The following is a 25671-nucleotide window of genomic DNA, read 5'->3' as shown; positions in this document are numbered from 1 at the left end:
GTTCAAATAGCCATCGCGGCAAGCAGAACCTCCAGCCCTCTCCCCCAACCCCTCTCCCGCAGGGCGGGAGAGGGGAGCACTACCAAGACAGCTTAGGCCGCAGCGACCGGAATCTTGCCGATCTTGGCTTGCCATTCCGCCGGGCCGGTCTTGTGAACCGAGGTGCCCGAGCTGTCCACGGCGACCGTGACCGGCATGTCCTTGACGTCGAACTCGTAGATCGCTTCCATGCCCAGGTCTTCGAACGCCAGCACCTTGGCACCGTGGATCGCCTTCGACACCAGATACGCGGCGCCGCCGACAGCCATCAGGTAAGCCGACTTGTGTTTCTGGATCGATTCGATCGCCACCGGGCCGCGCTCGGCCTTGCCGATCATCGCGATCAGGCCGGTCTGCGACAGCATCGTCTCGGTGAACTTGTCCATGCGGGTAGCGGTGGTCGGGCCAGCCGGGCCAACCACTTCGTCACGCACCGGATCCACCGGGCCCACGTAGTAAATCACGCGGTTCGTGAAGTCGATCGGCAGCTTCTCGCCCTTGGCCAGCATGTCGGCGATACGCTTGTGCGCGGCGTCGCGGCCGGTCAGCATCTTGCCGTTGAGCAGCAGGGTCTGGCCCGGCTTCCATGCAGCCACCTGTTCCGGCGTCAGCGTGTTCAGGTCCACGCGTTGCGACTTCTCGGTGTCAGGTGCCCATTCCACCTTCGGCCAGGCGTTCAGGTCCGGAGCTTCCAGTACGGCGGGGCCGCTGCCATCCAGCACGAAATGCACGTGGCGCGTGGCGGCGCAGTTCGGGATCATCGCCACAGGCTTCGACGCGGCGTGCGTCGGCGAGGCCATGATCTTGATGTCGAGCACGGTGGCCAGGCCGCCCAAGCCCTGCGCGCCGATACCGAGCGCGTTGACCTTCTCGTACAGCTCGACGCGCATTCCCTCGATCCAGTCCTTCGGACCACGGGCGATGATGTCCTGGATGTCGATGTGCTCCATCAACGATTCCTTGGCCATGACCATCGCCTTCTCGGCGGTGCCGCCGATGCCGATGCCGAGCATGCCCGGCGGGCACCAGCCGGCGCCCATCGTCGGCACGGTCTTCAGCACCCAGTCAACGATGGAGTCGGACGGGTTCAGCATGACGAACTTCGACTTGTTCTCGGAGCCGCCGCCCTTGGCCGCCACCTGGATGTCCACGGTGTTGCCCGGCACGATCTCGTAGTGGATCACGGCCGGCGTGTTGTCCTTCGTGTTCTTGCGAGCGCCTTCGGGCGGGCTGACGATCGAGGCGCGCAGCACGTTGTCCGGGTGCGTGTAACCGCGGCGCACGCCTTCGTTGATCATGTCGGTCAGGCCCATCGTGGCGCCGTCCCAGCGCACATCCATGCCCACCTTGACGAAGATAGTGACGATGCCGGTGTCCTGGCACAGCGGACGCTTGCCTTCGGCGCACATGCGGCTGTTGGTCAGGATCTGTGCAATCGCATCCTTGGCGGCCGGACTCTGTTCCAGCTCGTAGGCACGGCCCAGGCTGGTGATGTAGTCCATCGGGTGGTAATAGCTGATGTACTGCAGCGAGTCGGCGACGCTCTGGATGAGGTCTTCTTGCTTGATGACTGTCATTTTTGTGGGGGAGGGCAGCGGTGAAACACAGCCCGGGATGATACCCCATGGCGACGACGGCTGTATGGCATGCATACAGCCGTCGACAGCTTTGGTCGGGTATTTGTGCGGGGCGAGGAAGTCACCCCGGCGAGGTAGGAATGCTCAGTGTGTCTGTTGCGCCGCACCATCGGTGGCGGTGTGTCCATTTCCATGGCTCGACGCTGGATGCGGCCCGTGGGAAACCATGCGGTCTACCCAGGCCATGGCCAGCGCCGAGGCCAGGAACGCCACGTGGATGATCACTTGCCACATGATCGTATGGGTGCTGCGCTGGTCTGCATCGATGAAGGTCTTCAGCAGGTGGATCGACGAAATGCCGATCAGCGCCATCGACAGCTTGACCTTGAGAACCCCGGCGTTGACGTGGTCGAGCCACTCGGGCTCGTCAGGATGGTTGTCGATGCCAAGGCGCGACACAAAGGTTTCGTAGCCGCCCACGATCACCATGATCAGAAGGTTCGAGATCATCACGACGTCGATCAGGCCCAGCACCACCAGCATGATCTTGGTCTCGTCATAGGTGGTCACATGCGACAGCAGGTGCCAGACCTCGACGAGGAAGTGGTAGACGTAGACGCCCTGCGCGACGATCAGACCGAGGTAGAGCGGCAGTTGCAGCCAGCGCGAGGCGAAGATGATGCGCGGAATCGGACGGAGGGGGCGATACGAAGGTTGCGGACGGTAGGGGGTGTCGGCCATGGGCGTGCGGATCGGTGTGAATGTCAGCAGACAATTGAAACGGGTCCAGATTGTACCGTGCGTCTTATGACATTGAATGCGCATGCTGGTAACCGAACGTCACCGCGGCGCGTGCCAAAAGGCGATTGCCCTGTTCGGGTATAGCAGGCACCGTGTAGATAGCTGTGCTAAGTTAGTAGTGCCGACTGCACTTGTGCCCCCAGTCTCCCGCGTCTGGCCCCGCTTCTGCTGTTGCAACGCACCACGCGTGTCGCGTGTGGATTGGCGTTCGACTGTCAGGCCTGACCGTCAGGTTTAAGTAAGGCGCCGGGCGTACCTTGCACGCAAAGCAGTCATAAAGCCAACAGGAGACAACCATGTCCGCCATCGAGTCGGTGATGCAGGAGCATCGCGTTTTCAATCCCCCCGAAGCCTTTGCGAAGGATGCGGCCATTCCCAGCATGGACGCGTACAATGCCTTGTGCGCCGAGGCCGAGAAGGATTACGAAGGATTCTGGGCGCGCCATGCCCGCGAGCTGCTGCACTGGGACAAGCCGTTCACCAAGGTGCTCGACGAGAGCAACGCGCCGTTCTACAAGTGGTTCGACGACGGCGAGCTCAATGTCTCCTACAACTGTCTCGAACGGAATATCGACAAGGGTCTTGGCGACAAGACCGCAATCGTGTTCGAGGCCGACGACGGCACCGTCACGCACGTCAGCTACAAGGACATGCTGGCCAAGGTCAGCCGCTTTGCCAATGGCATGAAGGCCCTCGGCATCAAGAAGGGCGACCGCGTGGTCATCTACATGCCGATGTCCGTGGAAGGCGTCGTGGCCATGCAGGCGTGCGCACGTATCGGCGCCACGCACTCGGTGGTGTTCGGCGGCTTCTCGGCGAAGTCATTGCAGGAACGTCTGGTGGACGTGGGCGCCGTGGCGCTGATCACGGCCGATGAACAGATGCGTGGCGGTAAGGCGCTGCCGCTGAAGGCCATTGCCGACGAGGCGCTCGCGCTGGGCGGCTGCGAAGCCGTGAAGCACGTGGTCGTCTATCGCCGCACCGGCAATAACGTGGCCTGGGCCGAAGGCCGCGACCGCTGGATGGAGGATGTCTCCGCCGGCCAGCCCGACTATTGCGAGCCGCAGCCGGTGGGTGCCGAGCATCCGCTGTTCGTGCTCTACACCTCGGGTTCCACGGGCAAGCCGAAGGGTGTGCAGCACAGCTCGGGCGGTTTCCTGCTGTGGGCACTGATGACGATGCGCTGGACGTTCGACATCAAGCCCAATGACCTGTTCTGGTGTACCGCCGATATCGGCTGGGTCACCGGCCATACCTATATTGCCTACGGCCCGCTGGCGGCTGGCGCCACGCAGGTAGTGTTCGAAGGGATTCCGACCTTCCCGAATGCCGGCCGGTTCTGGGAAATGATCCAGCGCCACAAGGTCAGCATTTTCTACACGGCGCCCACGGCAATCCGCTCGCTGATCAAGGCGGCCGAGGCGGACGAGAAAATCCATCCGAAACAGTACGACCTGTCCAGCCTGCGATTGCTGGGCACGGTAGGTGAGCCGATCAACCCCGAAGCGTGGATGTGGTACTACAAGAACATCGGCGGCGAGCGTTGCCCGATCGTCGATACGTTCTGGCAGACCGAGACCGGCGGCCACGTGATCACGCCGCTGCCGGGCGCCACGCCGCTGGTGCCGGGTTCGTGCACGCTGCCGCTGCCCGGCATCATGGCAGCCATCGTCGACGAGACCGGGCAGGACGTGCCGAACGGTAGCGGTGGCATCCTGGTGATCAAGCGTCCGTGGCCGTCGATGATCCGCACGATCTGGGGCGATCCGGAGCGTTTCAAGAAGAGCTACTTCCCGGAAGAACTCGGCGGCACGCTATACCTGGCCGGTGATGGTTCGATCCGCGACAAGGAAACGGGCTACTTCACGATCATGGGCCGCATCGACGACGTGCTGAACGTGTCAGGCCACCGCATGGGCACGATGGAGATCGAGTCGGCGCTGGTGTCCAATCCGATCGTGGCCGAGGCCGCCGTGGTGGGTCGTCCGGACGATACGACGGGCGAGGCCATCTGTGCGTTCGTGGTGCTCAAGCGCTCGCGTCCGACCGGTGACGAAGCCACCAAGATCGCGGCCGAACTGCGCAACTGGGTGGGCAAGGAGATCGGCCCGATCGCCAAGCCCAAGGACATCCGTTTCGGTGACAATCTGCCCAAGACCCGCTCGGGCAAGATCATGCGACGCCTGCTGCGTTCGCTGGCCAAGAACGAGGAAATCACGCAGGACACCTCCACGCTGGAGAATCCGGCCATCCTCGACCAGTTGAAGCAGACGCAGTAAGCTGCTGCGCGCGTGACCGATTCACGCTGTGCCCGTTCCGGCGTTGCCCGGGGCGGGCATTTTCATTCCATCGCCTTGCGCTGCCGCTTCTAACGTTGATGCGTCATTGATGCCAGATACCCAGTCGCGTTTCCGCAACCGGTTGATGCTGTACTACGGCCTCTTCACGCTGGGCCTGTTCGCGTTCGTCGGCATGATGGGGCTGCTGGAGCATTCCAATGCCGACGCGTTGTGGCTGGGCTACGTCTTCCTGTTCGTCACGATTGCGATCTATGCGTGCATCGGACTGATCTGCCGCACCTCGGACCTCAACGAATACTACGTGGCGGGGCGCCGCGTGCCGGCGATGTTCAACGGCATGGCGATCGCAGCCGACTGGATGAGCGCGGCATCGTTCATCGGTCTGGCCGGCATTATCTTTGCCTCGGGTTACGAGGGGCTCGCCTATGTCATGGGCTGGACCGGCGGCTACTGCCTGGTGGCGTTCCTGCTGGCGCCCTACCTGCGCAAATACGGCGGCTATACGATTCCCGATTTCCTTGCAGCGCGGTATGGCAATGGCCGACCGGGTGGCAACATTCCGGTGCGAGCCATCGCGGTGCTGGCCGCGTCGCTGTGTTCGTTCGTCTATCTGGTGGCGCAGATCCAGGGCGTGGGCCTGATCGTCACGCGTTTCATCGGCGTGGAGTTTGCGGTCGGCGTGTTCTTCGGGCTGGCCGGCATTCTTGTGTGTTCTTTCCTTGGCGGGATGCGTGCGGTGACCTGGACCCAGGTGGCGCAATACATCATGCTGATCGTGGCGTTCTTGCTGGCCGTGTCGTTGATCGCATGGAAGCATCATCAACAGGTGCTGCCGCAGATGGGTTACGGCGGGCTGCTGAACCAGATCGAAGCGGCGGAGCAGCGACTGGAGAAGGACCCCGCCGAGCGGCAGGTGCGCGAAATGTTCCTGAAGCAGGCCATCGATTTGCAGGATCGCATCGCACGGCTGCCGCAGTCGTTCATCGAAGATCGAAACGCGCTGGATGCGCGCCTGCTCGAACTCCGTGCGCGCAATGCGCCGCTACGCGAGATCAAGACAGTGGAGCGGGAGCGGCAGGCATTTCCGGTGGATGCAGCCGATGCCCAGCAGCAATGGAGCCAGATGCGCGCCGAGGCGCTGAGCCGAAGCCAGCCATCGACACCATCGGCGGAACCTTACCCGGCCGCAAGCGAGCAGGAGCGCGACACCCGCCGGCTTAATTTCGTCTTGCTGGTGTTCTGCCTCATGGTGGGCACGGCGAGCCTGCCGCACATCCTGACGCGGCTCTATACGACACCTTCGGTCAAGGAAACGCGCAACTCGGTGGCCTGGGCCGTGTTCTTCATCGCACTGCTCTATGTCTCGGCGCCGACCCTCGCGGTGCTCGTCAAGGCGGAGTTCTTCCAGCATCTGGTGGGCACGTCCTATGCCGACCTGCCGCAGTGGGTGGTGCAATGGCGCAAGGTCGACCCGCCGGTTTTTGGCATTCGCGATATCAACGGCGATGGCATCGTGCAATGGGCCGAGATCCTGATCCAGCCCGACATGATCGTGCTGGCCGCCCCGGAAATTGCGGGGCTGCCTTATGTGATCTCCGGCCTCGTCGCCGCAGGCGCCCTGGCTGCCGCGCTGTCTACTGCCGATGGGCTGCTGCTGACCATCGCCAACGCGCTTTCACATGACGTCTACTATCACATGATCGACCGGCAGGCGAGCCACCAACGCCGCGTGACCACGGCCAAGATCGTTCTGCTGGCCGTGGCGTTGTTTGCCTCGTACGTCACCTCGCTGCGCCCCGGCAATATCCTGTTCCTCGTTGGCGCGGCGTTCTCGCTGGCGGCGTCGAGTTTCTTCCCGGTGCTGGTGCTGGCAATTTTCTGGCGCCGCACGACGGCAGCCGGCGCCGTGGCCGGCATGGCAACCGGACTCTCCGTTGCGGTCTACTACATCTTCGTCAACTATCCGTTCTTCACTCGCATGACGGGCATTTTCGGCAACCGCTGGTTTGGTGTGGACCCTATAGCGTCAGGTGCGTTCGGCGTACCAGCCGGTTTTGCCGCTGCGATTCTGGTAAGCCTGATCACGCCACGCAACGCGCCGGTGATCGACAGGCTCGTGAATTATTTGCGGAAGGGGTGAGGTCCGTTCTCTGGACACCCGTCCGGATCCTGTTATAATCGCCGACTTCCCGGAGAGATGGATGAGTGGTTGAAGTCGCACGCCTGGAAAGCGTGTATAGGTTAATAGCCTATCAGGGGTTCGAATCCCCTTCTCTCCGCCAGAATACGAACGCCCGCGCAAGCGGGCGTTTTCGTTTCCATTCGTCGCGCGATGACTGCGCCGTCCGAAATTGTGAGGTTTACGCCCGGCCCCCTGGCGCCTATAACGGCAAGGTGCCCCGGAAGACACGGGTATCCGTACCACATCGTCTCGTAGCGCATTCTGGGAGGGCAAGACATGCCGTACCGCAAGATTGCTGGTGTCGTGATGGTGTTGCTCCTGACTGGTTGCCTGTCTCGCCAGACGAATCATCTCCTGCCTCCGGCGCCCGAGCCGCCGCGTATGTCGACGCAGCAGAATGCCAACGAGAAGGATGGCATGGGCGTGATGGCGCCTGCCGGCAGTACGTCGATACGAGCAGGGGATACGCCCGTCCGCTAGTGGGAGGGTAAGCGCTACGGCAGTGGTGGCCTGGTCTCATCGATTGTCTCGCGGTCAAATCCGAACAGGATCTGCCAGGGAGTCACTCGGGATACTGCGGAATTCCGGCCGGATTCGAATGCGCTGAGTATGTTCGAAGACATTGCGGCGTTCAGCGATGCCAGACCGATGATCGTTCCGCATGCCGCGAACCAGATGTTCCACTTCAGGGACCGGAAGTCCTTGCGAAGTTCCGCCATCTCGTTCTTGATAGCCTGGAAATCGGCTCTCCACTGCGCTCTCTCGTGTTTCTGGTTTTCGATGTCGGCCGCCAGATTGTCGCGGTGCTCCTGATGCTTGCGATCGTTCTCGGCCTTCCATTCCGCCAACGTCGCACGGAATTCGGCTTCACGCCGCTCATCATCCGCCCGCTCCTTGGCCCGCCGTCGTTCATACGAGTCGTTCCACTGCCGCCTTAATTCGGCCTCGGCCTCATACCTTTCCCTGGTCAAGGCCGAGAAGTGCGCCATCTGGATATCGAACTCGTTGCGGGTGACCGGACCGCTGCGTGTCCGTCTTCGTCTTTGCATACCTGATCCTCGTGAAAGAAGTGGTTCAGGTAAGACTGTCCACGGAACGGCAGTGGAGGGACATAAGACGATTCGCAAAATGCGGATGGATTGACTACGCTGAAACTGACTACGCCTCAGATCACGCGTTAAAACCACACTCACGGAGTCACGCATGTCGAAGGAAAGCTCGGGCATTGCCTTTCCCACCCTGATTGCGTTTGCCGTGGCCGGCATGGCGCTGACGGCGTCGATCGTGCTGGCGTACTACGCCACGCATCCGAACCGCATCGAACGGTAGGGCCAGGAAGGAGGGTCAGGCCGCGGCCTGCTCCACGCGGTTGCGGCCGCCGCGCTTGGCCATGTAGAGCGCTTCGTCGGCGCGGCCATAGGCGTGGGCGAAGGTGCGGCCCTGGGCGGACCAGCTCACGCCGAAGCTGGCGGTGATGGTCCGGTCCACTGGCGCGGCGCAGCGATAGCTGGCAATAGCCTCGCGCATCCGTTCGGCCAGGGCCATGGCGTCCGGCAGGGCGACGTCGGGCAGCAGCGCCGCGAATTCCTCGCCACCCACGCGGCCGATGGCACCTTCCGCGCAGATCGTGTCCTTGAGGCACGCGGTCACGCCGCAGATCACGGCATCTCCCACGGGGTGGCCGAAATCGTCGTTGAGCCGTTTGAAATGATCGATGTCGAGCACGATGAGCGCCAGGCTTCCGCGCGCCAGCGCGGCGGTGGCGAGGTCGATCACGGCGCCGCGATTCAGTGCACCGGTCAGTGTGTCGTGCGTGGCCCGATACTCCAGCTCCTGTGCCAGTTCCTGGAGCCGGTGGTTCAGCCGGTTCATCTCCAGTTCCTCGCGGTCGCTGCGGCGGATCAGGCGGCGCGTCTCGCGCATCAGCCGCTCGTAGTAGCTGATCAACTGACCCAGCGTATGGCGATAGGCGTCCTCGCCGGCGTCCACGTCGCAGAACACGGCCTTCGCGTGGGCGAGCACGCTGTTCTCGGAGTCGAACAGGTCCGGCTCGGTCACGGCGGACGGAAGGATGTCGCGGGGGGCGTTCAACGGTTCAACTGTTGGCGGTCACTTCGTCGATGAAGTTGATGGCCGGGAAGTCGGCATGCAGTTCCTGGCCGAACTCCAGGATCGTGTCGTCGTCCTCGTCGTGGAACCAGTGCAGGCGCACATGGTTGCCACGCTCGGCCGCTTCGTTGAGCGCATCGAACATGCTGAACAGCATTTTGGTACTGGAGCTGTTGAAGTACGTCAACGCCACGTTGACCGTGACCGACGCGTCCTCGCAGTCGGCCAGATAGCGGCGCAGGCGGGCGATGGCTTCGCCGTAGAAGACGGCCGCGTTCTCCGGATAGGATTCGCCCTTGAGCGATAGCGTGTGGCGCGCAAAGTCGAAGCTCAGTTCTGGCGAGCTTGGCGTGGCGGCGATGAACAGGTTTTCCATGGCTGGCTCTGTGCGATCGGCGGATCAGATGGTGGCGACGAGCTGGAACATCGTCGAGACCGGGTCCGTGTCGATCGGCTGAAAGTTGTATTCGAGGGGGGCGCTGGCATCGCGTGCCATCGTCAGGAGTCCGAGTCCTGCCCCCTTGCTGCCTTCCGGTGCTTCGGCGCGCAGCGTCTGCTTGTAGGCGACCTTGATCTCGTCCAGCGTCATCGTGCGCACCTTTTCCAGCGCGCCGCGCAGTTGCTCCACGCGCATCGACGATACCGGGTTGGAGCACATCAGCCGGTAGTGCTCGTCCACCATGCTGATGCAGACCGATCCGTGGCGCAGTTGCCCGTCAGAATGGGATTCTTCCGTCAGCGAGTCGGACGAATAGTGCACGATATTCTGCGCCATCTCCACGAACGAGGAGAACAGCTTGCGTCGCGTAGGACCATCCACGCCGCTGACCGTGAGCTGCAGGCGCACGGCATCGGACATGGCGGCGATGATGTTCTGCGAGAAATAGCCGACGTAGTAGAAGATCACGTTGCGTTCCCGAGCCATCTGGAAGAACGGCTCATATTCCTTGTCAATCGAATGTGCGGCAGTCATGTGCGGGGGATGTGGCGCGCGGCCGGAATGGTCATCGCGCGCGGAAACAGAAGAAGGTCAGGTCGTCGCGACGACGCTGCTCGCCCTGCCAGGCCCGGTGCGCGTCGAGCACGGTCTCGCTGACGCTTACGGCCGAGGCGTCGGGTTGCGCGCAGATCGCCTCGCGCATGCGCCGCTTGCCGAACGCGATTTCCCGGGGGCCGCCGATCTGGTCGACCAGTCCATCCGTGGTCACGAATACCAGCGTGCCCGCTTGCGTGGGGACGGTGACGTTCTGCCAGGCAAAGTCCATGGCGGTGTCCACGTAGCCCACGCCCATGCGCGCGCCGTTGACCATCTCGCCATCGACATCGCCTGGCTGGCGGACGAACACAAACGACTTGGCCCCGGCGAATGTCAGTGCACGCGTGGCATTGTCGAACCAGAAGAATGCGGCATCCATGCCATCGTCCGACGCCGACGCGTCTGGCACCAGGCGCGGCTCGCGATCGTTCTGTCCGAGCATCTGCTTGATGCCGCGATTCACCGCGGCCAGCAGTGCGCCGGGATCGCGCGGTCCGAGTTGATCCAGCGCCTGGCCGAGCAGCGACGATGCGATCAGCGTCATGAATGCGCCCGGCACGCCGTGGCCGGTGCAATCGGCCAGCGCGGCGAACCAGCCATCTTCGAACGCGGCAAAGTGATAGAAATCTCCGCCTACCACGTCACGCGGTTCCCAGACGAGTGCGGCGTCCGGCAGCGTGGCCGCCAGCGATTCGCGCGAGGTACGCAGCATCGCCCGCTGGATCGTGCTGGCGTAGTCGATGCTATGCATGATCTGGCGGTTGCGCTCGGCCTGCATGTCCGCCACTACGCGCATGAGTTGCAGACCTTGCCCCAGCCCGATGTACTGGCCGTCGCGCGCGATGATGAAGCCATCGGCCAGCGCTTTCTCGCCGTACTCCACGGTACGGAAGGTGAGGGCGTCGATGCTCATCGCAGCGTCCACCACCAGCGGTTCCTTGTCCATGAACGCGATGCAGCTCTTGCGGTTGTAGAGTTCGCGGTGATACGGCTTGCTCATCTGGGACAGGAAGATCGACCGGTTGATCAGGCCGATGGGCTTGCCTTGCTCGGTGACGGGCAGGCAGGCGAGGTCGCGGTGCAGCCCGAAGACATCGAGCACATCCTGGTTCGTATGGTCGGTGGTGACGGATGGCGTCGGCGCAGCCAGATCCTCCGCGCAGGGCTGCCGGAAGCGCGGTCGGGCAGCCATAGGATCCACCAGAAAGCCGGACATGACGAAAGGACCAGGGAATTGGAAGGTCCAGAGTCTAGGCAGCGTTTATGACGAATCCGTGACGCGCAGTGTCATGCGGGTGTGATTCTCGGCCCCTCTCGCGAGGGGTGGCGGCATTAGGATTCCGGGGTGGTATCGGGAAGATCCGATGCTGGCGCGATGCCTAGCGCTCGCGCCAGCATCGGCCACCGCTGCATGGCTGCATGGGTCTCTACCTCGCCCTGCTGGTCGAAGTAGTGCTGCGCGTCGAAGCCCTCGACATGACGGGCCAGCGCGTCGATATCGTTGTAGGCGATGCCGGCCTTGCGCGACGTGATGGACCGGCTCAGGCCGGTGACCTTGCTCATTTCTGTTCCACCCATACGCCGTCCGGGGTATGGATCACGTAGCCTTCGGTGCGTTTCATCGTGATCGTTCCCTCGTTCTCGCCCACCATCGCTGTTTGTGGCAGGTCTTCGGCGTAGTGCGTCAGCGCGGGAGCGCCCGCACGGAACGGGCTGTCGGCCACGAGATTGAATACCAGTTGCGACAGACCGAGAAAACTCATCGGTGCGTCGATCGTCACAGGTGCAGCGGGTTGTCCTTGCGCCTGTGCCTGCGGTGCGGGCAGCCCCACGAGCTTGACGCCAACGGGAACGTGGATGATGTGCGGCGTGGGAATTTCCCGCAGGCCCGAGATCTGGTTCTTGTCGCCGCGCAGCGCTGCACCGTGCTCGGGCACGAAGACCACCACAGCGCGGCGGCCCGACTTCTCGATCGAGTCGATGATGCGGTCCACGTCGTCGAGCAGAGCCTTCAGGCGCAGCGGGTACGACTCCAGGCTGGTCAGGCGCTTGCCGGGCAGCCGGTTGCCATCGTGCAGCGTCACCGTGTTGTAGTACAGCGCCACGGGTTTGCGCGTCTTCGGCAGCCGGCTGTACCAGTGGTCGAAGGTGGCGAAGTCACCGAGGATCGGGGAATTGTCGAACGAGCGCATGGCCTCCGGTACGCCTTCGGTGGCCTCGGCCTGGATGCCCGGCACGCCAATCTCCTTTTCCACGATGGCGCGGAAATTGTCGAAGCGGCCATCGTGGTTCATCAGGATGTGCGGCGCAAATCCAGCCTGTGCCAGATCGGCGAACAGATGGCATTGCTCGGGATCGGGGTCATACAGGTCCTTGTGCGCCTCTTGTCCGCACGAGGCGCGCATCACGCGGATGGCCGCCGGGCCACTGTAGCTGGCCGCCGAGCTGAAGTTCTTGAACAGGTAGTCGAAGCGCGAGAGTAGCGGATGGTTGGTGCTCTTGGCCGCGTCGAGATCGTCCCAGGACAGCGAGCAGATATGCAGCAGGATGACGTCGAACTGCGCATCGGGACTCGCCGTCAGCGGCGTCATGGTGGCGCTGCGCTGTGCTTCCTTCTCGCGGAACGCGGCCAGGATGGCGTCGTAATTATTGGTGGCGTCGATGTTCGCACGCGGGCTGTCGGCCGTGCGCGCGGCGGCCTGTCGTGCGCCGGCACCCGGCAGGTTGACGCCGAGCCCATACCAGAACGGCATCGCGAACAGTGCGATCAGTACGAACGTGGTGGTGCGTACCCAGCGGTTGACCAGCAGGAACAGTGCAAGCACCAGCAGGGCGGCCACCACGAGCTGGATCGAAACGATCCGCTGCAGCAGTTCCAGCAGGTAGGCCGGTGTGAACTCGCTGATGTTGGTGAACTGCGAAATCACGCGCTCGAACGGCGGCAGTGTGGATTCGTGCCACGCGAGCGCGGCGCCGAAGCCGATGGCAAGAAGCTGTCGGATGATGCGCAGCGGGCGTGACTCCATCGGCGCCACCAGCAGCAGCGCGAACACGATATTGACGAGCCATATCGGATGCATCTGCCCGGTATGGAACAGGTAGAGCTTGACGAGAAAGTAGAGGTTCCAGAGTCCCATGAGGTCTCGCTTGCGTTTCCGTGCGAACGGTCAGGGCTGGCGCGATCGTCGTCGCGCGACGATGACGTCCACCGCATCCATGAAGGCATCGTAGAGCCGCAGCAGCCCCTGATAGCCCATTTCGATCACTTCCTTGAGGCTGCGCAGCGGCGCATCCACGCGTTCGTCGTCGAGCCAGTCGATCCATGCATCGGCACGGCCGAACGTGCACTGGATCAGTTGCGTTTCGCGCTGCACCGTCAGGTCTTCCATCCGCACCCCAAGATGGCGATTGACGTTGCGCGTGACCACGGCGGGAAAGTGATAGGTGCGTGGTCCGCGCGACAGGCAGACGCCCAGGCGTGCGCCTTCCTGCAGCGGCACGTCGATCGGCAGCACCACGCCGAGACCACCCATCGAATAGTTCTCGGTCTTGCACGCCAGCGTGCGTCCATCGGGCAGCAGCAGCGTGGCCGGCACGCGCATGGGAATGCGGTGCGAAACGCGCACCTGCCGCGCCTCGCGTGCCACGCCGATGGCCGCGCCCAGCATCATCAGGTTGAACAGCGCCCACGCCATGTTCATCAGCACTGTGGCCGGCTCTTCGGTGCCCGTGAACAGTAGCCGTCCGATACCGGCGCCCAGGCCAATGATGTTCAGCGCCAGCAGGAACAGGTAGGGCTTGGAGATGGTCCAGTCGAGGTAGTCATCGGCAATCTGCCCGCCCTTGGCCGTGACGTTGAACTTGCCCGCGCGCGGATTGATAAAGGCAACAGTAGTGGGCAGCACGATGTACCACGCCAGCACGGACTCGTAGACCTCGGCCCAGAACGAATGCCGGAAGCGGCCCTGTAGCCGGGAGTTGGTGATGTTGGCGATCATCAGGTACGGCAGCACATAGGCGGTGATCATCAGTGCCGAGGTATTGATCACGTGCAGCCCGAAGTACAGGTACGCAATCGGCATTGTCAGGAAGATCAGCCGGGGGATGCCGTAGAAGAAGTGCAGCATCGCGTTGCTATAGCAGAGGCGCTGGAAGAACTTCAGTCCCTTGCCGAGCATTGGATTGTCGAGCCGGAAGATCTGCGCCATGCCGCGTGCCCAGCGGATGCGCTGCCCGATATGGCCTGACAAACTTTCCGTCGCGAGCCCTGCCGCCTGCACCGTGCGCAAATACGCGCTGTTGTAGCCACGGCGGTGCAGCTTCAGCGCCGTGTGCGCATCCTCGGTCACGGTCTCGACAGCGATGCCGCCGACTTCGAGCAGCGGCCCGCGCTTGATCACCGCGCACGATCCGCAGAAGAACGTGGCATTCCAGAAATCGTTGCCGTCCTGGATGAGTCCGTAGAACAGGCTGCCCTCGTTTGGTACGCGACGGAAGGTGTCGAAGTTGCGCTCGAATGGATCGGGCGAGAAGAAGTGGTGCGGCGTCTGCACTAGCGCGCATTTCGGATCGGCGAGAAACTCGCCCATCGTCATCTGCAGGAAAGAGCGCGTGGGGATGTGGTCGCAGTCGAAGATCGCCACGTATTCGCCGTGGGTCTTTGGCAGCGCCGCGTTGATGTTTCCTGCCTTGGCGTGGCGGTTGTCCGTACGTGTCAGATAGCCGACGCCCGCCTCCCTGGCGAACGCCTCGATATGGGGCCTGCGGCCGTCGTCGAGGATGAACACGCGCAACTTGTGCGCGGGCCAGTCCATGCTGCGCGCGGCGAAGACAGTTGGCTGGATGACGTTCAGCGATTCGTTGTACGTGGGGATGAAGACATCGACCGTCGGCCACTGCGTGGCATCCACCGGCAGCGGCTTGGGCTTGCGGTGCAGCGGCCAGGCGGTCTGCAGATAGCCGAGTGCCAGCACGATCCACGTGTAGATTTCCGCTGCGAAGAGGATATAGCCCACGGCGGCTTCGGTGGGCGTGGCGAACTGCAGAGTCTGCGTGGAACGCCACCACATGTAGCGGCCCGCCATCAGCGTGGACAGCGCGATCATCGTGATCGTGGCCAGCCGGCCGGGTACGCGTCGCACGATCGACAAGCCGATCCAGATCACGGCGAACATCAGGACCTGATCCGCCAGCGGCAACGGCGTTGTGCTGACCGCGAGCACGGCGATAGCCGCGAGCACCAGCGAGACAGGCAGTACAAACGGAATGCGGCCGATGCGCGCCGACATCGTTTCAGTGACGTACGCCACGCGATTCCAGTCGGGCCGCGGCAACCGTTTCGATAGCTTGTACCGCAATCGGCTCACGCCGTGCCATATGGGTTCGACGCTACGATCGAGCGCGCGCCGCAGCCAGCCGGTGCGCTCGGGGTCGACCGTACCGCTGCGCTGTTTGCGCGGATCGGCTGCCAGTCGCACGCGGGGTTTCGGCGGACGCACGAACAGTCGCCAGATCCACGTGCCGGCGTGGATGTGATTGCGGTTGCGCCCATTGGCGACACCTAGCCGGGCGAGTGCGCGCCGATAGAGCAAGGTGGCCCACTCGGCGGGGATGTCGGGCTTGCCGGGGCGGGGCGGCTGGAAGAATAATCGCAGCAGCCAGTCGCCGATATGCGGCTGGGCACTGGTGCTGGTGCCAACGCCGAGCTGGCGCGACAGCCAGTCGCGTACCGACGCGAGCCGCATCCGCGTACCCGGCGAGCGCGCATTCATGCTGCACTCCCCTGTGCGATGGCGGACTCGGGCGTGTCGATCCACGCGGCCAGCCACGATGCGAGGCCATTCAGATCGTGCGCGGCCTGCGAGTGCGGCGTGCTGCGACTAAAGCTCTCGCTGCGCGCCAGCGCATCGGGCACGCTGCTGTCCTCGTGCACGTGATAAGGCAACATCGCCGCGCCCAGCATCGCCTGCAGCATGGCGATGATGTCGACATGAAGCTGACGGGCGGGATTCAGCCGCGTGGCGAGATACCGCGCGGTCTTGCCGCGTGCAGCGAGGCTGTCGGCCAGGCGGCGCACCGTCAGGCAGGTCTCGGGCTGCGTCGGGAGCAGCACCAGCACAAGGTCAGCCGCGTCGATCGCCTGGTCCGCATGGGCTGAGGGCCACGGCGTGGTGTCGATCAGGATGGCGCCACCGTTGGGCAGATCCACGGCTTCCACCTGACGGGCGAGCCAGTTCGCGGGCAGGCGCTCCATCGCACCGGCTTCGACGCTGTCACCCCAGGGGACGAACAACACGCCATCGTCGCTGCGCCGGCCCGCTGCCGCCCATGACGCGGGCGCGGTAGCGTGCAGGCTGGCACCGAGTCCGTCGATGGCCGCCTCACGCAGGCCGAAGTGAAAGCCCAGCACATTGCGCGGATCGCACTCCATGGCGAGCACCGCATGATTGCGCCACGCCAGCAGCGAGGCCAACTCCGCCGTGAGCGTGCTGCGTCCGGCGCCGCCCGTGGTGGACACGATTGCGATGGTCCGGCTCATGTCGCTCATCGGCCGTCTCCGCTGCGCACCTGCCGCTTGCCGCGTATCACCATGGCCTGCAACTGCGGCGGCAGGCGCACGGCGCGGCGTGGTCGGGGTGCTGTCCAGCGCGGCAGCCAGCGCAGCAGGTCGAGGCGCCACGTCAGCCACGCCAGTGGCGCCGCCAGGATCAGCCCCCAGATGAAGTAGCCGAGAAAGATGGGCATGGGTCAGTCCTGAGGTTTGAGTGGCACCGGATAGTGCTCGGGCAGCGCGCGTGCGGCACCCTGCGTGGCGCGCCGGGGTGTCACCAGCGGCAGCGTGGCCGGTGCGGGTGCATCGACGATGACGGTATCCCTGGAGGTTTCCGGCTGCGCGGGCGGATGGCTGTCCCGCTGCGCAGGCAGCCACGTGCTGTAGTCGGGCGGCGGATACTCGGCCACTTCGGCATCGAAACGGGTCAGCACTGCCGTGATGGATTCGGCATCGCCGCTGCGCAGGTCGCCCTGGAACAGATCGGCCATGGGTTTGCGGAACACGCGCTGGCAGACCGCATCCACATCGTCCATGCGGCAGGCGAAGAAGAAAGCGTAGAGACTGTCGGCGCCAGCCGTGCACAGATCGCCCGCGCGGCTCATCTGGCAGGCGCGCAGGGCGTCGATGTGCGCCACCTCCGGCAGCAGCGGCAGTTGCAGCAGCACATGCGGCAGCTTGACCATGCGGCTGCGGTCCACCGCATCGCGCACCAGTGCGATGAAGGTCGAGGCGGTGACGTAGCCGCTGGCCGTGGTGGTCAGCACGGCCGACAGCGCTTCGTGATAGTCGGCAAGGATGGGCCGTGAGAACACCTGTCCTTGCAGGCCATCGATCATGGATTGCATACGCGCGAAAGGCGTGCGTTGCGCAACCACGGCATTGGCGCCGAGGTTCAGCATGAGCAGTTCGTAGTGCTGGCGCATGGCTTCGCGGTCCTCGCGGATCACGATTTTCAAGGCGCGGCCCGCACTGCGCCGCAACCGGTGGACCTGCCCCGCCAGCATCTCCAGGTCACGACTGCCGGCGTAGTGCAGGATCACAGTGGCTGCCACCGATTTGCTCGCGGTTGCCACTGCGGCTTCATTGCTATCCACCACGCGCCAGGATTCGGGGATAAAGCGCTCGCGCAGCACGGCGTCGCGACTGGCAATCACGCGATCCTCGTCCGGCGCCAGCATGCCCGCATCCTCCACGGCGCCCTGGTAGGTATCGGCGGCCACCATCAGCCGCTGCTCGTGCGGTGCAAAGCGCAGACGGATCACTTCACCGGCCACCACGGCCTGATCGTCGCGCCAGAAGGCCACTTCCCAGGTGTATTGCCCCTGTTGCTGAGATAACTGCACCGCTCCGGCAAAGCGCCCATGAAACCCTTGCAGGTCAGGCGGCGCGTGGCCCGCTTCGAGTTCGGGCGGTGCCATCACGAGCAGCAGCGCGCACCGCTCCTGCGCGCACCAATCGCCGAGACGTCCACCGGCCTGCGTCATTGCAGTGGCGTCCTGCCAGTCGATAAACGCTTCGGCACCTTCCACGAGGAACGGTGTGCCACGCGCGCCGCATTGATCCACCAGCGCGTCCAGGGCTTCCATCAATGCATCGATGCCGGCGCGGCCCGGTTGGGGTTGCAGGGCGCACAGGTTGGCACGCGCATGCATGGCGCGCGGCACGTCGATATCGAGGCCATGTTCGCGCAACGCGCCAGCAATGCCTGCCGCATCGCGGTTCGCCAGTACACAGGCGGGGCCGCGCAATGCAGATGCGGCGGTTTGCCAGAACAGCGCATCGCGCGCAGGCGAGGACCGCGCGTAGACCACGTGTGCCCGGCCCGGCGTCAGCGTGGCCAGTGCGGGCGCGAGTCCTTCGATGGCGAGCATGCTGCGCGCCTGCAGTCGCGCGAGCAGCGGGGCGCGCGAAGACGCAGGGGAAGAAGCGGGGCGGCTGGCGGCGTCGTTCATCGCTGGCTCGTTATCTCAATAGGCCGAGTAGGGGCGGACCGGCGTGGGCGGGAAGGGCACCGGCATCTGCCGCTTGTCGAACAGGTAGCGTAGCCACGCCATGGCGCGGTTCGGCGCGTAGTCGCGCGAGCGGTCGATCGAAAATCCCGCGCCCACCACCCAGTGCGGCGCGAACGTGTATTCCACCGTGGCGCCGAGCGTGTAGCTGAATCCACCGCCCGATCCGCCGCCATACTTTGCATCGCCGCTGAGTGCCTGCAGGTCCGGGCGCGTCGGGAAGAATGGCGCTTCGTCCTCGTACGTGAAGGACCACCCCGCCGAGCCGATGAAGCGCCACGACCACTTGGCGTAGCGGCCTGTCCAGTCCAGCGGAATGCCGAACGACACATAGCGCTGCGGGCTGTAGTAGCCGCCGTGGCCGAACGTGTAGAAGCGCTGGTTCTCCGAGTAGTGCCAGTAGTTGACGACCAGGCCGCTTGTCACGTGCTGGTCGCGCTGCGTGTAGACCGGCACATCGAAGCCCGTGCGCACTGTGACTTCGCGATTGGTTTTCACGTTGTCACCAGTGTAGAGGCCGTAACCGACGTCGGCAAACAGGCCGACGCGGCCCACGTCGCGCGCGTACCGCACGTGTACGCCATTGCGCACGATGCCGCCCCATGTCTCGCCCGTCACCGGGTCACGCGCGCCCGCGTACGAGATCAGGGAACTGGTCTGCGCGCGCCGCGAGATATCGACGGTCACGGCTTGCGCACCCAGGTCCGCGCGATAGCGGAAGCCACCTACCACGGTGGATTCGAGAAAGCCCAGCGGCGTGGTGCCGATATCGGCGCGCCAACTGTTGTAGGCACCGTCGTACTCGTAGCCAGCGGCCAGCGCCACACCTTTGTCGTTTTCGCCGATATTGCCGAGCCCAGCATTGCCCAGCGCGGGAATTTTGCCGAACTCGAGGTTGCGGATGCTGCTGGCGCCGCGCAGCGTGCCGGCATCGAGCAGCACGGTATCGGCATGAAAAAAGGCGTGGCCCGCGTAGCCGTTCGGAATCCGCACATAGAGCGGGATCTCGGTGGCATGGAGCTTGGAGATGCCATCGTCGCCGGACTTGTTCGACTGCATCACCGCTGTGGACACTTCGCCCTGTCGGCGCGCCTCCAGCCCGGCAAGCGCGCGTTGTGCGGGCGTGCCATCGCGGCCAGGCGTGACGCTCTCGCGTTGCTCCAGGCCCAGCGCCGAGCGATAGATCTGCGCGGCGTCGTTGAAATCGCCGCGAGACTGGGCGATGCGTCCGCGCTGCACCGTGATGTCGGCGCGATTCGGAAAACGTGCGTCGAGGGCATCCACGACTTCAGTGGCTTCGTCCTCGTGGCGCATCGCGGTGAAGCGGCGCGCTACCGACAGGCGTGTATCGATATCGTCCTCGGGTGTTTCGGCCAGCACGGTGCGCACGATGTCGAGCGCCTGCGTGGTGTCGCCGCGTCGCTCGTACTGGCGCGCGAGGGTGAGTTGCGCGCCAGCGTCGTGCGGCTGCGTGGCCAGCACCTGACGCGCGGCATCGGCGGCGCCCTTGTAGTCGCCATCGGCTTCGCGCAGATCGGCCAGTGTCAGCAGCCAGCGCCGGTCGGTCTGCTGCGCGGCGGGCACGGCGTCGAGCGTGCGCTGTGCCTGTTTCAAGTCACCAGCATCGATCTGCCGGTCTGTCTCGCGCAGCGCCAGGCGCAGGGACTGGTCGGCCACGTCGCGACGTTCTTCGGGCCTGATGCCGGGCAGGGCGTTGGTCTCCGCGATCCATTGGCGCAGGGCATCGTCGCGATCGGCTGCGGCAAGCAGTTCGCCATAGCGCAGGCGGATGTCGATGTGCGGATCGCCGGGATGTGCGGCAAGCCAGTCGCTGACCAGTGCGAGTCCCTTATCGGCTTCGCCCAATGCAATCCATTCGCGGCCAATCGACGCCAGCATGTGGCCGTCGTCCTTCGCTTCCACGGCCGCCTGTTCCAGCAATTGCCGAGCCTCGGCATCGCGCCCTTCGGCCACGCGCTGGCGCGCATCGCGCAGCATCTGCTGGGCCGCAAGGTTGTGGCCGAGATTGCGCATGCCTTCGGAGCGGTCGGCCTGCGGCACGGCAGCGAGGATGGTTGCAGCGGCGTCGATGTCATCGACGCTGTTCAGATACAGCGCGGTGGCATAGCGCATCTCGCTGTTCGGCGCGGTTCGCATGCCATCGTCCATTACGCTGCGGCCGAGTGCGGGCAGCCCAAGATCGCGATAGACGCGTGCGAGCGTGAAACGTGTCCACGGCGCATCGGGCTGCAGACGGATAGCGTCTTCGAGATTGTGGATGGCGGGGCTGCGCTTTTGTTGCGCGAGCAGGCGGTCCGCGCGGGTGGAGAGCAGGTCCGCACGCATCGCGCGCAGGTCGCTGGCCGAACCGCGCATGCGCGCTTCCTGGCTGGCGATCAGCGGGCCCACTTCATCGTCGCGGCCTTCCTTCTGCAGCAACTCGGCCAGCGTGCGCAGCGTGCCGACTTCCGGTTTGGGCCGCGCCAGCATCTTGCGCAACAGCGCCTCGGCTTCCGCGTCCTTGTTCTGCGCGACGAGCGCATCGGCCAGCACGGCCTCGGCGTTCTCGTTGTTGGGTTGCTGGGCGAGGGCCTGACGCGCCAGTGCTTCGGCTTCGGCGGGCTTACCTTGTTGGTTGGCCTCGCGCGCACGGGCGACCGTGCCCCAGAACGTGGCCGTGGCAATCAGACCGCGCCACTTGTTGCTGGGATCGAGCTGCTGCGCGCGCGTGAACAGTTCGCGTGCTTCGTCGTGACGACCTTCGCGCAACCGCACGAGTCCGAGACCGCCCACGACCTCGGCATCGTTACGGCGCTTCTGATACGCCTTTTGCAGCGCGATGTCGGCGTCACGCGTGTTGCCGCGTTCGAGCTGGTTCAGGCCGCGCTGCCGCGCCTGATAGGCCGGGTCTGCTTCCACCTTTTGCCGGGCGGTCGCGCGTTTGCCCAGCGCGGCCAGCGTTTCCTGTGCGGACTTGTCGTCAGGTGCCTCCTTGACGTACCGCTCGAACCAGACGTAGTAGTTGGGGTCGTCGTTGACGCGATTGAGCGTACGGCGCCACAGGTCCAGTGCCGTGGTGCGGTCGCCGTCGGGCCGTTGCGTCATGCGATAGAGAATGCCGAGACCTTCCTGCCGCGTGGCTTCACGGTCGGTCAGCAGGTCTGCCAGCGCCAGTTGCAGGTAGTTGTCATCGGGATGCTCGCGCGTGCGGCGCCGCAGTTCCGAGATCGCCTCGTTGCGGCCTGCTGCAGTGCTCGACAGGATGCGGTAGTAGTCGCGCGCCAGATCGCCATCGGGCGCGCCGCGCGGAAACAGCTTGCGCAGGCGTGCCACGGCTTCGTCGTCCTTGCCGGTGCGCGCCGCGAGCCGTGTGGTGGCCATCTCGCGCTTGTCACGCGTGGCGATGCGGTAGGCGTCTTCCAGTTCGAGCGCGGCGGCGCTGCCCGGCGCGGCGGCCTGTAGTGCCTTGAGATACTTGTCCGCTTCGGCGGGGCGGTTCGAGCGGATCTCGATCAGCCCCATCAGTTTCAGGGCCTCGGGCTGCCTGGGATCGATGACGAGCGCTTTTTCCAGAATGCCGCGCGCCATGTCGGCGCGATTCTTGGCCTCCCACATCCGGGCGGCCGACAACAGTTGCACCATCTGCGCGGACGGTGCGGCTGCGGATGCTGGCGCTGCATTGGCAGCGAGGCCGGGAAGGGCGGGACTGGCCAGCAGCAGCGCCAGCGCAGGGGCTAACGCGTGGCGGGGCATGTGGCATCCCAGGCCGGCACCAGCGTGCCGTCCGCTTCGAAGCGGAAATGTTCTTCCAGATAGCCAAGCCCGAACAGCGCCAGCACCTGGCTGTAGTAACCGAATGGCTCCTGCGCGGCCAGCGTGCGGGCGCGGCTTACCTGCTTGGCAGCCACGCCGTCCTGCCCCAGCGCGGCGAGGTAGGGCGCCACGGCTGCGGAGAATCCGCCGTTGCCAGCGTTCGGGCCGAACGTGCCCGCTTGCGTATCGACGTGCTCGGGCGGGTGGCCATGCGTGGCCACGTAGTCGGCCATCGGACGGAATGCCTGCAGCGCCGTGGTGCGCAGCGGGTCGCGCGGGGCCATCATGCCGATCCAGAGATAGACGCGGATCGCGTTGTACGAGCCGTTGGCCAGCGTCTGCGTATCGGGCACGAAGCCGCGCCCCTTCTGATAACCGACCCAGTCCGGCGAAAACCCCTTCGGCGCGGTATCGACGATGAGTTTGGCCGAGGTCTCCACCAGTGCCTGCCAGCCGCTTTCCTCGGGCAGTGCTGCGGCCAGGCGCCGCATGACGGGCATCGGCACATAGCTGGGATTGAGCCGCCAGAGATCGGGCGAGGGATGGAAACCCACGGGCCCCGGCAACAGCGTGCGGCCCAGGCCAGGCAGGACCGCCGTTTCCTCGCGCATCACGCGACGCGCCATCAGCGTGCCCAGTGCCGTGTAGCGGCGCTCCTTCCAGAGCCGGCCCGCTTCCAGCAGCGTGTAGGCGATCCACAGGTCGGCATCGGAGGCGGGGTTGGCATCGAGCACGCCCCACTTGCCGATTTGATCGCCTTCGGTGTGCTTGCCCCAGATCCACGCGGGCAGATGCGCCACGAGATCGCCCTGGGCGAGGTTGTTCTCGGTCCAGGTCAGGAGCTTGTCGAAGGTGGCGCGGTCATTGGCGGCCAGCGCAAAGAACAGGCCGTAAGCCTGTCCTTCGGACACCGTGGCCTGCTGCGGCGTGCTGGCGTCGATCACGCGGCCATCCGGGCTGATCGTGGTGCGGCGGAAGGCTTCGTAGTCGGGCCAAGGGCAGGTGGCGGCGAAGCCGGGCGCGACGCCACCCAGCGCGCAGGCCAGCAGGCAGCCCGCAGCCATCCGTCGCAGCCAGCCCTTCGCCCTTGGCACGTCAGCCACCATTGCGCCGCGCCGCGAGCCGGCCCAGCGCCCAGAACAGCGTCAGTGCCACGAGCAGCCCGGCCAGGATGCCGGCCACGGCCAGCAGCGCCGGATGCGCCGACATCTTCATCCAGAGCCGCGCATACCAGGGCAGGTTGCCGACGTAGTAGGTGTCGCCCAGCCGCAGCCCCTCCAGCTCGCGCTGCCGGATCACGGTCAGGTCGCCACGGATCTGCGAGACCTTGCCGGGATCTTCCAGCACATCGAGCACGTCTCGCACGCGTTCGTCGCTCGATGCGGTGATCGCCACCACGCTGCGCTGTTCCGCAAATGGCGATTCAAAGCCGATCAGCGCCGCCATCGGGCCATCGGCGGTCAGGATCGCGCGGCCCGCCGGCGAGATGTTCTCTTCCTCGATCCCGCTGAGCCAGTTCGACCATGCATGGGTGCGCTGGTCGCGCAGCGTGATCTCGGTCTTGCCGCGTTCGATCAGCAACGGCAGGGACTTGCCCCAGCCCTGCAGCACCTGCGCGGCGCTGCCCGTGCCGATCACCACCAGATTGCGATCCTTGACCGATTCGATCGACTTGGCCGGCACCACGGTCACGCGCAGCGACGGCAGGCCGGTCCACTTGCCCATATGGCCGAGCACGGTCAGCAGCGCTTCCTGATCGGTGGCGGTGGGCGCATCGGGCATCACGATGGCGGTGTCCGAGAGGTCCGCCATGCGCGTGAACGGATAGCCGCTGTTGGCGAAGAAGGCGAGGTTCGGCATCGCCGCGTAGTGCAGGAAGCCGCTGAAATCGATCGACGAATCGGGGTCCACCGCCGCACGCGCCACGTTGGCGGCGGTGGACGAGCACAGCCCGGTTTTCTGCGAATCGATATGGAACCGGAACTGCATCTGGTTGTTGCTGCCCACGCGGAACGCGGGGATCAGGATCGAGTTGCTGACCGTGGCGCTGCCGCCGGACAGCAGCGGCACGGCTACCACGTTCTCGTCGGTCTGCACCGTCAGCGGCTTGAGCCGGTACGAGCGCACGAGCTGGTCGTTGACGTCGATGCTGAGTACCGAGTCGTTGTACGTGGACGGCGCGGTGTAGCGATACTTCATGCTCAGCGGCACGGCACGGTCGTTCCAGCCGAATAGGTCGGCCGGCACGCGCAGGTTCACGCGGATGGCGTCGGGTGTGGCGCCCGATACCTGCAACTGCTGCGGATCGGTCACCAGTTCCTTGAACATGACCGGACGATCCACCGGTGCCCAGGCGGGCGCGTCATACGGGCGGCGTGGCTTGCCGAGGTCCACCGACTGCACGGCGGCGCGCGGGCCTGCCATGCCAGCCTTGCCAAGCACCACGGCGTTGGCGGCGATTTCAAGCTCCTGCGGCGTGCGGCCGGCCAGCACGAGCAGTTTGCGCGACGGATCGGCCGGATTCGGCATCACGCTGACCGACGGGCCTTCGATCTTCTCGATGCGGATGCCGTCGGGCTGGGCATTGGGCAGTACCAGCGCAATCGCGTTGGTATCGGCTGGCGCGGTGCGTGCCACGGGGAAGCGCAGTTCGCGATAGCTGGCCAACGCGCCCAGCCACGACGCCACCACGCCAGCGGCGCGCAGTGTTGCGGGATCGGCACCGGCGGGCAGCATGAACGGCACGGTCACGCGGCGATTGTCACGCCGGTCGAAAAACGGCGCGGGCAGCAGCGCCAGGCTGTCGGGCAGCGTGATGCCGGCCTTGGTCAGCGTCAGCGAACTGGTGGGGCTGATGTCGGTCCACAGGCTCGAATGGTACGGGTCCTCGCAATGATCGAGCGTGTAGTGCGCGATCATCTGCACGTTGATGCGATTGAAGTCCGTGAAGAAGCGGGGATCCAGATCGATCTCACGCGAAATCTGCTGGCCCGCGTGTTCCTTGTCTAGCGGAATCGTGGCCACGACTTCGTCGTTGAGCCGCACCTTCAGGTGTGAGAGCGGATAGATCAGCGAGGGCGAATACGTGAAGACGAGCTTCAGCTTGGCGGCGGTCACCACTTCGTCCAGACGTACGCCGACATTGACGGTGCGGTCCGGGTCCAGCCCGCGCAGCGGGATCGTGTAGTTCGCGCCCATCTGGGCGAAGGTCAGGGTATGGCTGCGCCCCGGGGGCAGGGAAGTGGCATCGGA

At 64.8% G+C, this 25671-nt stretch carries 20 protein-coding genes and 1 tRNA gene; 5 read left to right on the top strand and 16 right to left on the bottom strand.

Annotated features, from left to right (window positions below; translation table 11 throughout):
• Nucleotides 1-92: 92 nt before the first annotated feature.
• Together FFS21_RS27555 and FFS21_RS27550 are read right to left on the bottom strand one after the other, a co-directional pair.
• Nucleotides 93-1616 (bottom strand): fumarate hydratase, encoded by a 1524-nt coding sequence (locus FFS21_RS27555; protein WP_137927871.1) that lies wholly within the window; start codon nt 1614-1616, stop codon nt 93-95.
• Nucleotides 1617-1760: 144 nt separating this feature from the next.
• Nucleotides 1761-2357 (bottom strand): TIGR00645 family protein, encoded by a 597-nt coding sequence (locus FFS21_RS27550; RefSeq protein ID WP_137927870.1) that lies wholly within the window; start codon nt 2355-2357, stop codon nt 1761-1763.
• 356 nt (nt 2358-2713) lie between these two features.
• Between FFS21_RS27550 and acs the strand changes: the two genes are divergently transcribed.
• The 4 genes from acs (at nt 2714) to FFS21_RS27530 (ending at nt 7379) form a co-directional block, all read left to right on the top strand.
• Entirely contained in the window at nt 2714-4696 is a 1983-nt protein-coding gene (gene acs / locus FFS21_RS27545) for an acetate--CoA ligase (RefSeq protein ID WP_137927869.1), read from the top strand.
• A 109-nt stretch (nt 4697-4805) separates the two neighbouring features.
• Nucleotides 4806-6857, top strand: a complete 2052-nt coding sequence (locus FFS21_RS27540) for a sodium:solute symporter family protein (RefSeq protein WP_137927868.1) — start codon at nt 4806-4808, stop codon at nt 6855-6857.
• A gap of 51 nt (nt 6858-6908) precedes the next feature.
• Nucleotides 6909-6999: transfer RNA gene (locus FFS21_RS27535), tRNA-Ser, on the top strand.
• A 176-nt stretch (nt 7000-7175) separates the two neighbouring features.
• Nucleotides 7176-7379 carry a hypothetical protein gene (locus FFS21_RS27530; RefSeq protein ID WP_137927867.1) on the top strand — a complete coding sequence of 68 codons (204 nt, stop codon included), beginning with the start codon at nt 7176-7178 and terminating at the stop codon, nt 7377-7379.
• A 14-nt stretch (nt 7380-7393) separates the two neighbouring features.
• Here FFS21_RS27530 and FFS21_RS27525 read toward each other — a convergent pair whose 3' ends face one another.
• Complete coding sequence (locus FFS21_RS27525) at nt 7394-7948, bottom strand: hypothetical protein (RefSeq protein WP_137927866.1); 555 nt, start codon at nt 7946-7948, stop codon at nt 7394-7396.
• Between the two features lie 154 nt (nt 7949-8102).
• On the opposite strand from FFS21_RS27525, the gene FFS21_RS32760 reads away from it, so the two are divergent.
• Nucleotides 8103-8228 carry a hypothetical protein gene (locus FFS21_RS32760; protein ID WP_255459328.1) on the top strand — a complete coding sequence of 42 codons (126 nt, stop codon included), beginning with the start codon at nt 8103-8105 and terminating at the stop codon, nt 8226-8228.
• Between the two features lie 15 nt (nt 8229-8243).
• Here the strand turns inward: FFS21_RS32760 and FFS21_RS27520 are convergent, their stop codons facing one another.
• The 13 genes from FFS21_RS27520 to bcsB form a co-directional block, all read right to left on the bottom strand.
• Nucleotides 8244-8957 carry a GGDEF domain-containing protein gene (locus FFS21_RS27520; RefSeq protein WP_137927875.1) on the bottom strand — a complete coding sequence of 238 codons (714 nt, stop codon included), beginning with the start codon at nt 8955-8957 and terminating at the stop codon, nt 8244-8246.
• A 37-nt stretch (nt 8958-8994) separates the two neighbouring features.
• Nucleotides 8995-9384 carry a DUF1987 domain-containing protein gene (locus FFS21_RS27515; protein ID WP_137927865.1) on the bottom strand — a complete coding sequence of 130 codons (390 nt, stop codon included), beginning with the start codon at nt 9382-9384 and terminating at the stop codon, nt 8995-8997.
• A gap of 24 nt (nt 9385-9408) precedes the next feature.
• A complete protein-coding gene (locus FFS21_RS27510; RefSeq protein ID WP_137927864.1) occupies nt 9409-9981 on the bottom strand; it encodes a SiaB family protein kinase in 573 nt (190 codons plus the stop codon).
• Nucleotides 9982-10012: 31 nt separating this feature from the next.
• Nucleotides 10013-11236 carry a SpoIIE family protein phosphatase gene (locus tag FFS21_RS27505; protein WP_249359700.1) on the bottom strand — a complete coding sequence of 408 codons (1224 nt, stop codon included), beginning with the start codon at nt 11234-11236 and terminating at the stop codon, nt 10013-10015.
• 140 nt (nt 11237-11376) lie between these two features.
• Complete coding sequence (gene bcsR / locus FFS21_RS27500; RefSeq protein WP_237380137.1) at nt 11377-11607, bottom strand: BcsR/BcsP family cellulose biosynthesis protein; 231 nt, start codon at nt 11605-11607, stop codon at nt 11377-11379.
• On the bottom strand, nt 11604-13181 hold the full coding sequence (gene bcsG / locus FFS21_RS27495; RefSeq protein WP_137927862.1) for a cellulose biosynthesis protein BcsG: 1578 nt from the start codon (nt 13179-13181) through the stop codon (nt 11604-11606). The genes bcsR and bcsG overlap by 4 nt, the downstream gene beginning before the upstream one ends.
• A gap of 30 nt (nt 13182-13211) precedes the next feature.
• Nucleotides 13212-15815: a UDP-forming cellulose synthase catalytic subunit gene (gene bcsA, locus FFS21_RS27490; protein WP_137927861.1), complete on the bottom strand. Its 2604-nt coding sequence runs from the start codon at nt 15813-15815 to the stop codon at nt 13212-13214.
• On the bottom strand, nt 15812-16591 hold the full coding sequence (bcsQ, locus tag FFS21_RS27485; protein ID WP_249359698.1) for a cellulose biosynthesis protein BcsQ: 780 nt from the start codon (nt 16589-16591) through the stop codon (nt 15812-15814). Before bcsQ ends, bcsA begins: the two co-directional genes overlap by 4 nt.
• On the bottom strand, nt 16588-16788 hold the full coding sequence (locus FFS21_RS27480; protein ID WP_137927860.1) for a hypothetical protein: 201 nt from the start codon (nt 16786-16788) through the stop codon (nt 16588-16590). Before FFS21_RS27480 ends, bcsQ begins: the two co-directional genes overlap by 4 nt.
• 3 nt (nt 16789-16791) lie before the next feature.
• Entirely contained in the window at nt 16792-18549 is a 1758-nt protein-coding gene (bcsE, locus tag FFS21_RS27475; RefSeq protein WP_137927859.1) for a cellulose biosynthesis protein BcsE, read from the bottom strand.
• Between the two features lie 15 nt (nt 18550-18564).
• Entirely contained in the window at nt 18565-22359 is a 3795-nt protein-coding gene (locus tag FFS21_RS27470) for a cellulose synthase subunit BcsC-related outer membrane protein (protein ID WP_137927858.1), read from the bottom strand.
• Nucleotides 22341-23525 carry a cellulose synthase complex periplasmic endoglucanase BcsZ gene (bcsZ, locus tag FFS21_RS27465; RefSeq protein ID WP_171020506.1) on the bottom strand — a complete coding sequence of 395 codons (1185 nt, stop codon included), beginning with the start codon at nt 23523-23525 and terminating at the stop codon, nt 22341-22343. The genes FFS21_RS27470 and bcsZ overlap by 19 nt, the downstream gene beginning before the upstream one ends.
• A partial coding sequence (gene bcsB / locus FFS21_RS27460; RefSeq protein ID WP_249359696.1) for a cellulose biosynthesis cyclic di-GMP-binding regulatory protein BcsB occupies nt 23515-25671 on the bottom strand: 2157 nt, incomplete at its 5' end. The genes bcsZ and bcsB, both read right to left, overlap by 11 nt.

The sequence above is a fragment of the Cupriavidus sp. 2SB genome (genome assembly GCF_005503625.1).
Classification (GTDB): Bacteria; Pseudomonadota; Gammaproteobacteria; order Burkholderiales; family Burkholderiaceae; genus Cupriavidus.
This window is presented reverse-complemented; position numbering and strand designations above follow the sequence as displayed.

Excerpts from the sequence above, each read along its gene's own strand:
- FFS21_RS27555 (WP_137927871.1), bottom strand. The coding sequence starts at position 1,616 with ATGACAGTCATCAAGCAAGAAGACCTCATCCAGAGCGTCGCCGACTCG.
- FFS21_RS27480 (WP_137927860.1), bottom strand. The coding sequence starts at position 16,788 with ATGCCCATCTTTCTCGGCTACTTCATCTGGGGGCTGATCCTGGCGGCG.
- FFS21_RS27505 (WP_249359700.1), bottom strand. The coding sequence starts at position 11,236 with ATGGCTGCCCGACCGCGCTTCCGGCAGCCCTGCGCGGAGGATCTGGCT.
- FFS21_RS27540 (WP_137927868.1), top strand. The coding sequence starts at position 4,806 with ATGCCAGATACCCAGTCGCGTTTCCGCAACCGGTTGATGCTGTACTAC.
- FFS21_RS27470 (WP_137927858.1), bottom strand. The coding sequence starts at position 22,359 with ATGCCCCGCCACGCGTTAGCCCCTGCGCTGGCGCTGCTGCTGGCCAGT.
- bcsA (WP_137927861.1), bottom strand. The coding sequence starts at position 15,815 with ATGAATGCGCGCTCGCCGGGTACGCGGATGCGGCTCGCGTCGGTACGC.
- bcsG (WP_137927862.1), bottom strand. The coding sequence starts at position 13,181 with ATGGGACTCTGGAACCTCTACTTTCTCGTCAAGCTCTACCTGTTCCAT.
- FFS21_RS27510 (WP_137927864.1), bottom strand. The coding sequence starts at position 9,981 with ATGACTGCCGCACATTCGATTGACAAGGAATATGAGCCGTTCTTCCAG.
- FFS21_RS32760 (WP_255459328.1), top strand. The coding sequence starts at position 8,103 with ATGTCGAAGGAAAGCTCGGGCATTGCCTTTCCCACCCTGATTGCGTTT.
- bcsQ (WP_249359698.1), bottom strand. The coding sequence starts at position 16,591 with ATGAGCGACATGAGCCGGACCATCGCAATCGTGTCCACCACGGGCGGC.
- FFS21_RS27530 (WP_137927867.1), top strand. The coding sequence starts at position 7,176 with ATGCCGTACCGCAAGATTGCTGGTGTCGTGATGGTGTTGCTCCTGACT.
- bcsR (WP_237380137.1), bottom strand. The coding sequence starts at position 11,607 with ATGAGCAAGGTCACCGGCCTGAGCCGGTCCATCACGTCGCGCAAGGCC.
- FFS21_RS27550 (WP_137927870.1), bottom strand. The coding sequence starts at position 2,357 with ATGGCCGACACCCCCTACCGTCCGCAACCTTCGTATCGCCCCCTCCGT.
- FFS21_RS27515 (WP_137927865.1), bottom strand. The coding sequence starts at position 9,384 with ATGGAAAACCTGTTCATCGCCGCCACGCCAAGCTCGCCAGAACTGAGC.
- bcsZ (WP_171020506.1), bottom strand. The coding sequence starts at position 23,525 with ATGGTGGCTGACGTGCCAAGGGCGAAGGGCTGGCTGCGACGGATGGCT.
- bcsE (WP_137927859.1), bottom strand. The coding sequence starts at position 18,549 with ATGAACGACGCCGCCAGCCGCCCCGCTTCTTCCCCTGCGTCTTCGCGC.
- acs (WP_137927869.1), top strand. The coding sequence starts at position 2,714 with ATGTCCGCCATCGAGTCGGTGATGCAGGAGCATCGCGTTTTCAATCCC.
- FFS21_RS27525 (WP_137927866.1), bottom strand. The coding sequence starts at position 7,948 with ATGCAAAGACGAAGACGGACACGCAGCGGTCCGGTCACCCGCAACGAG.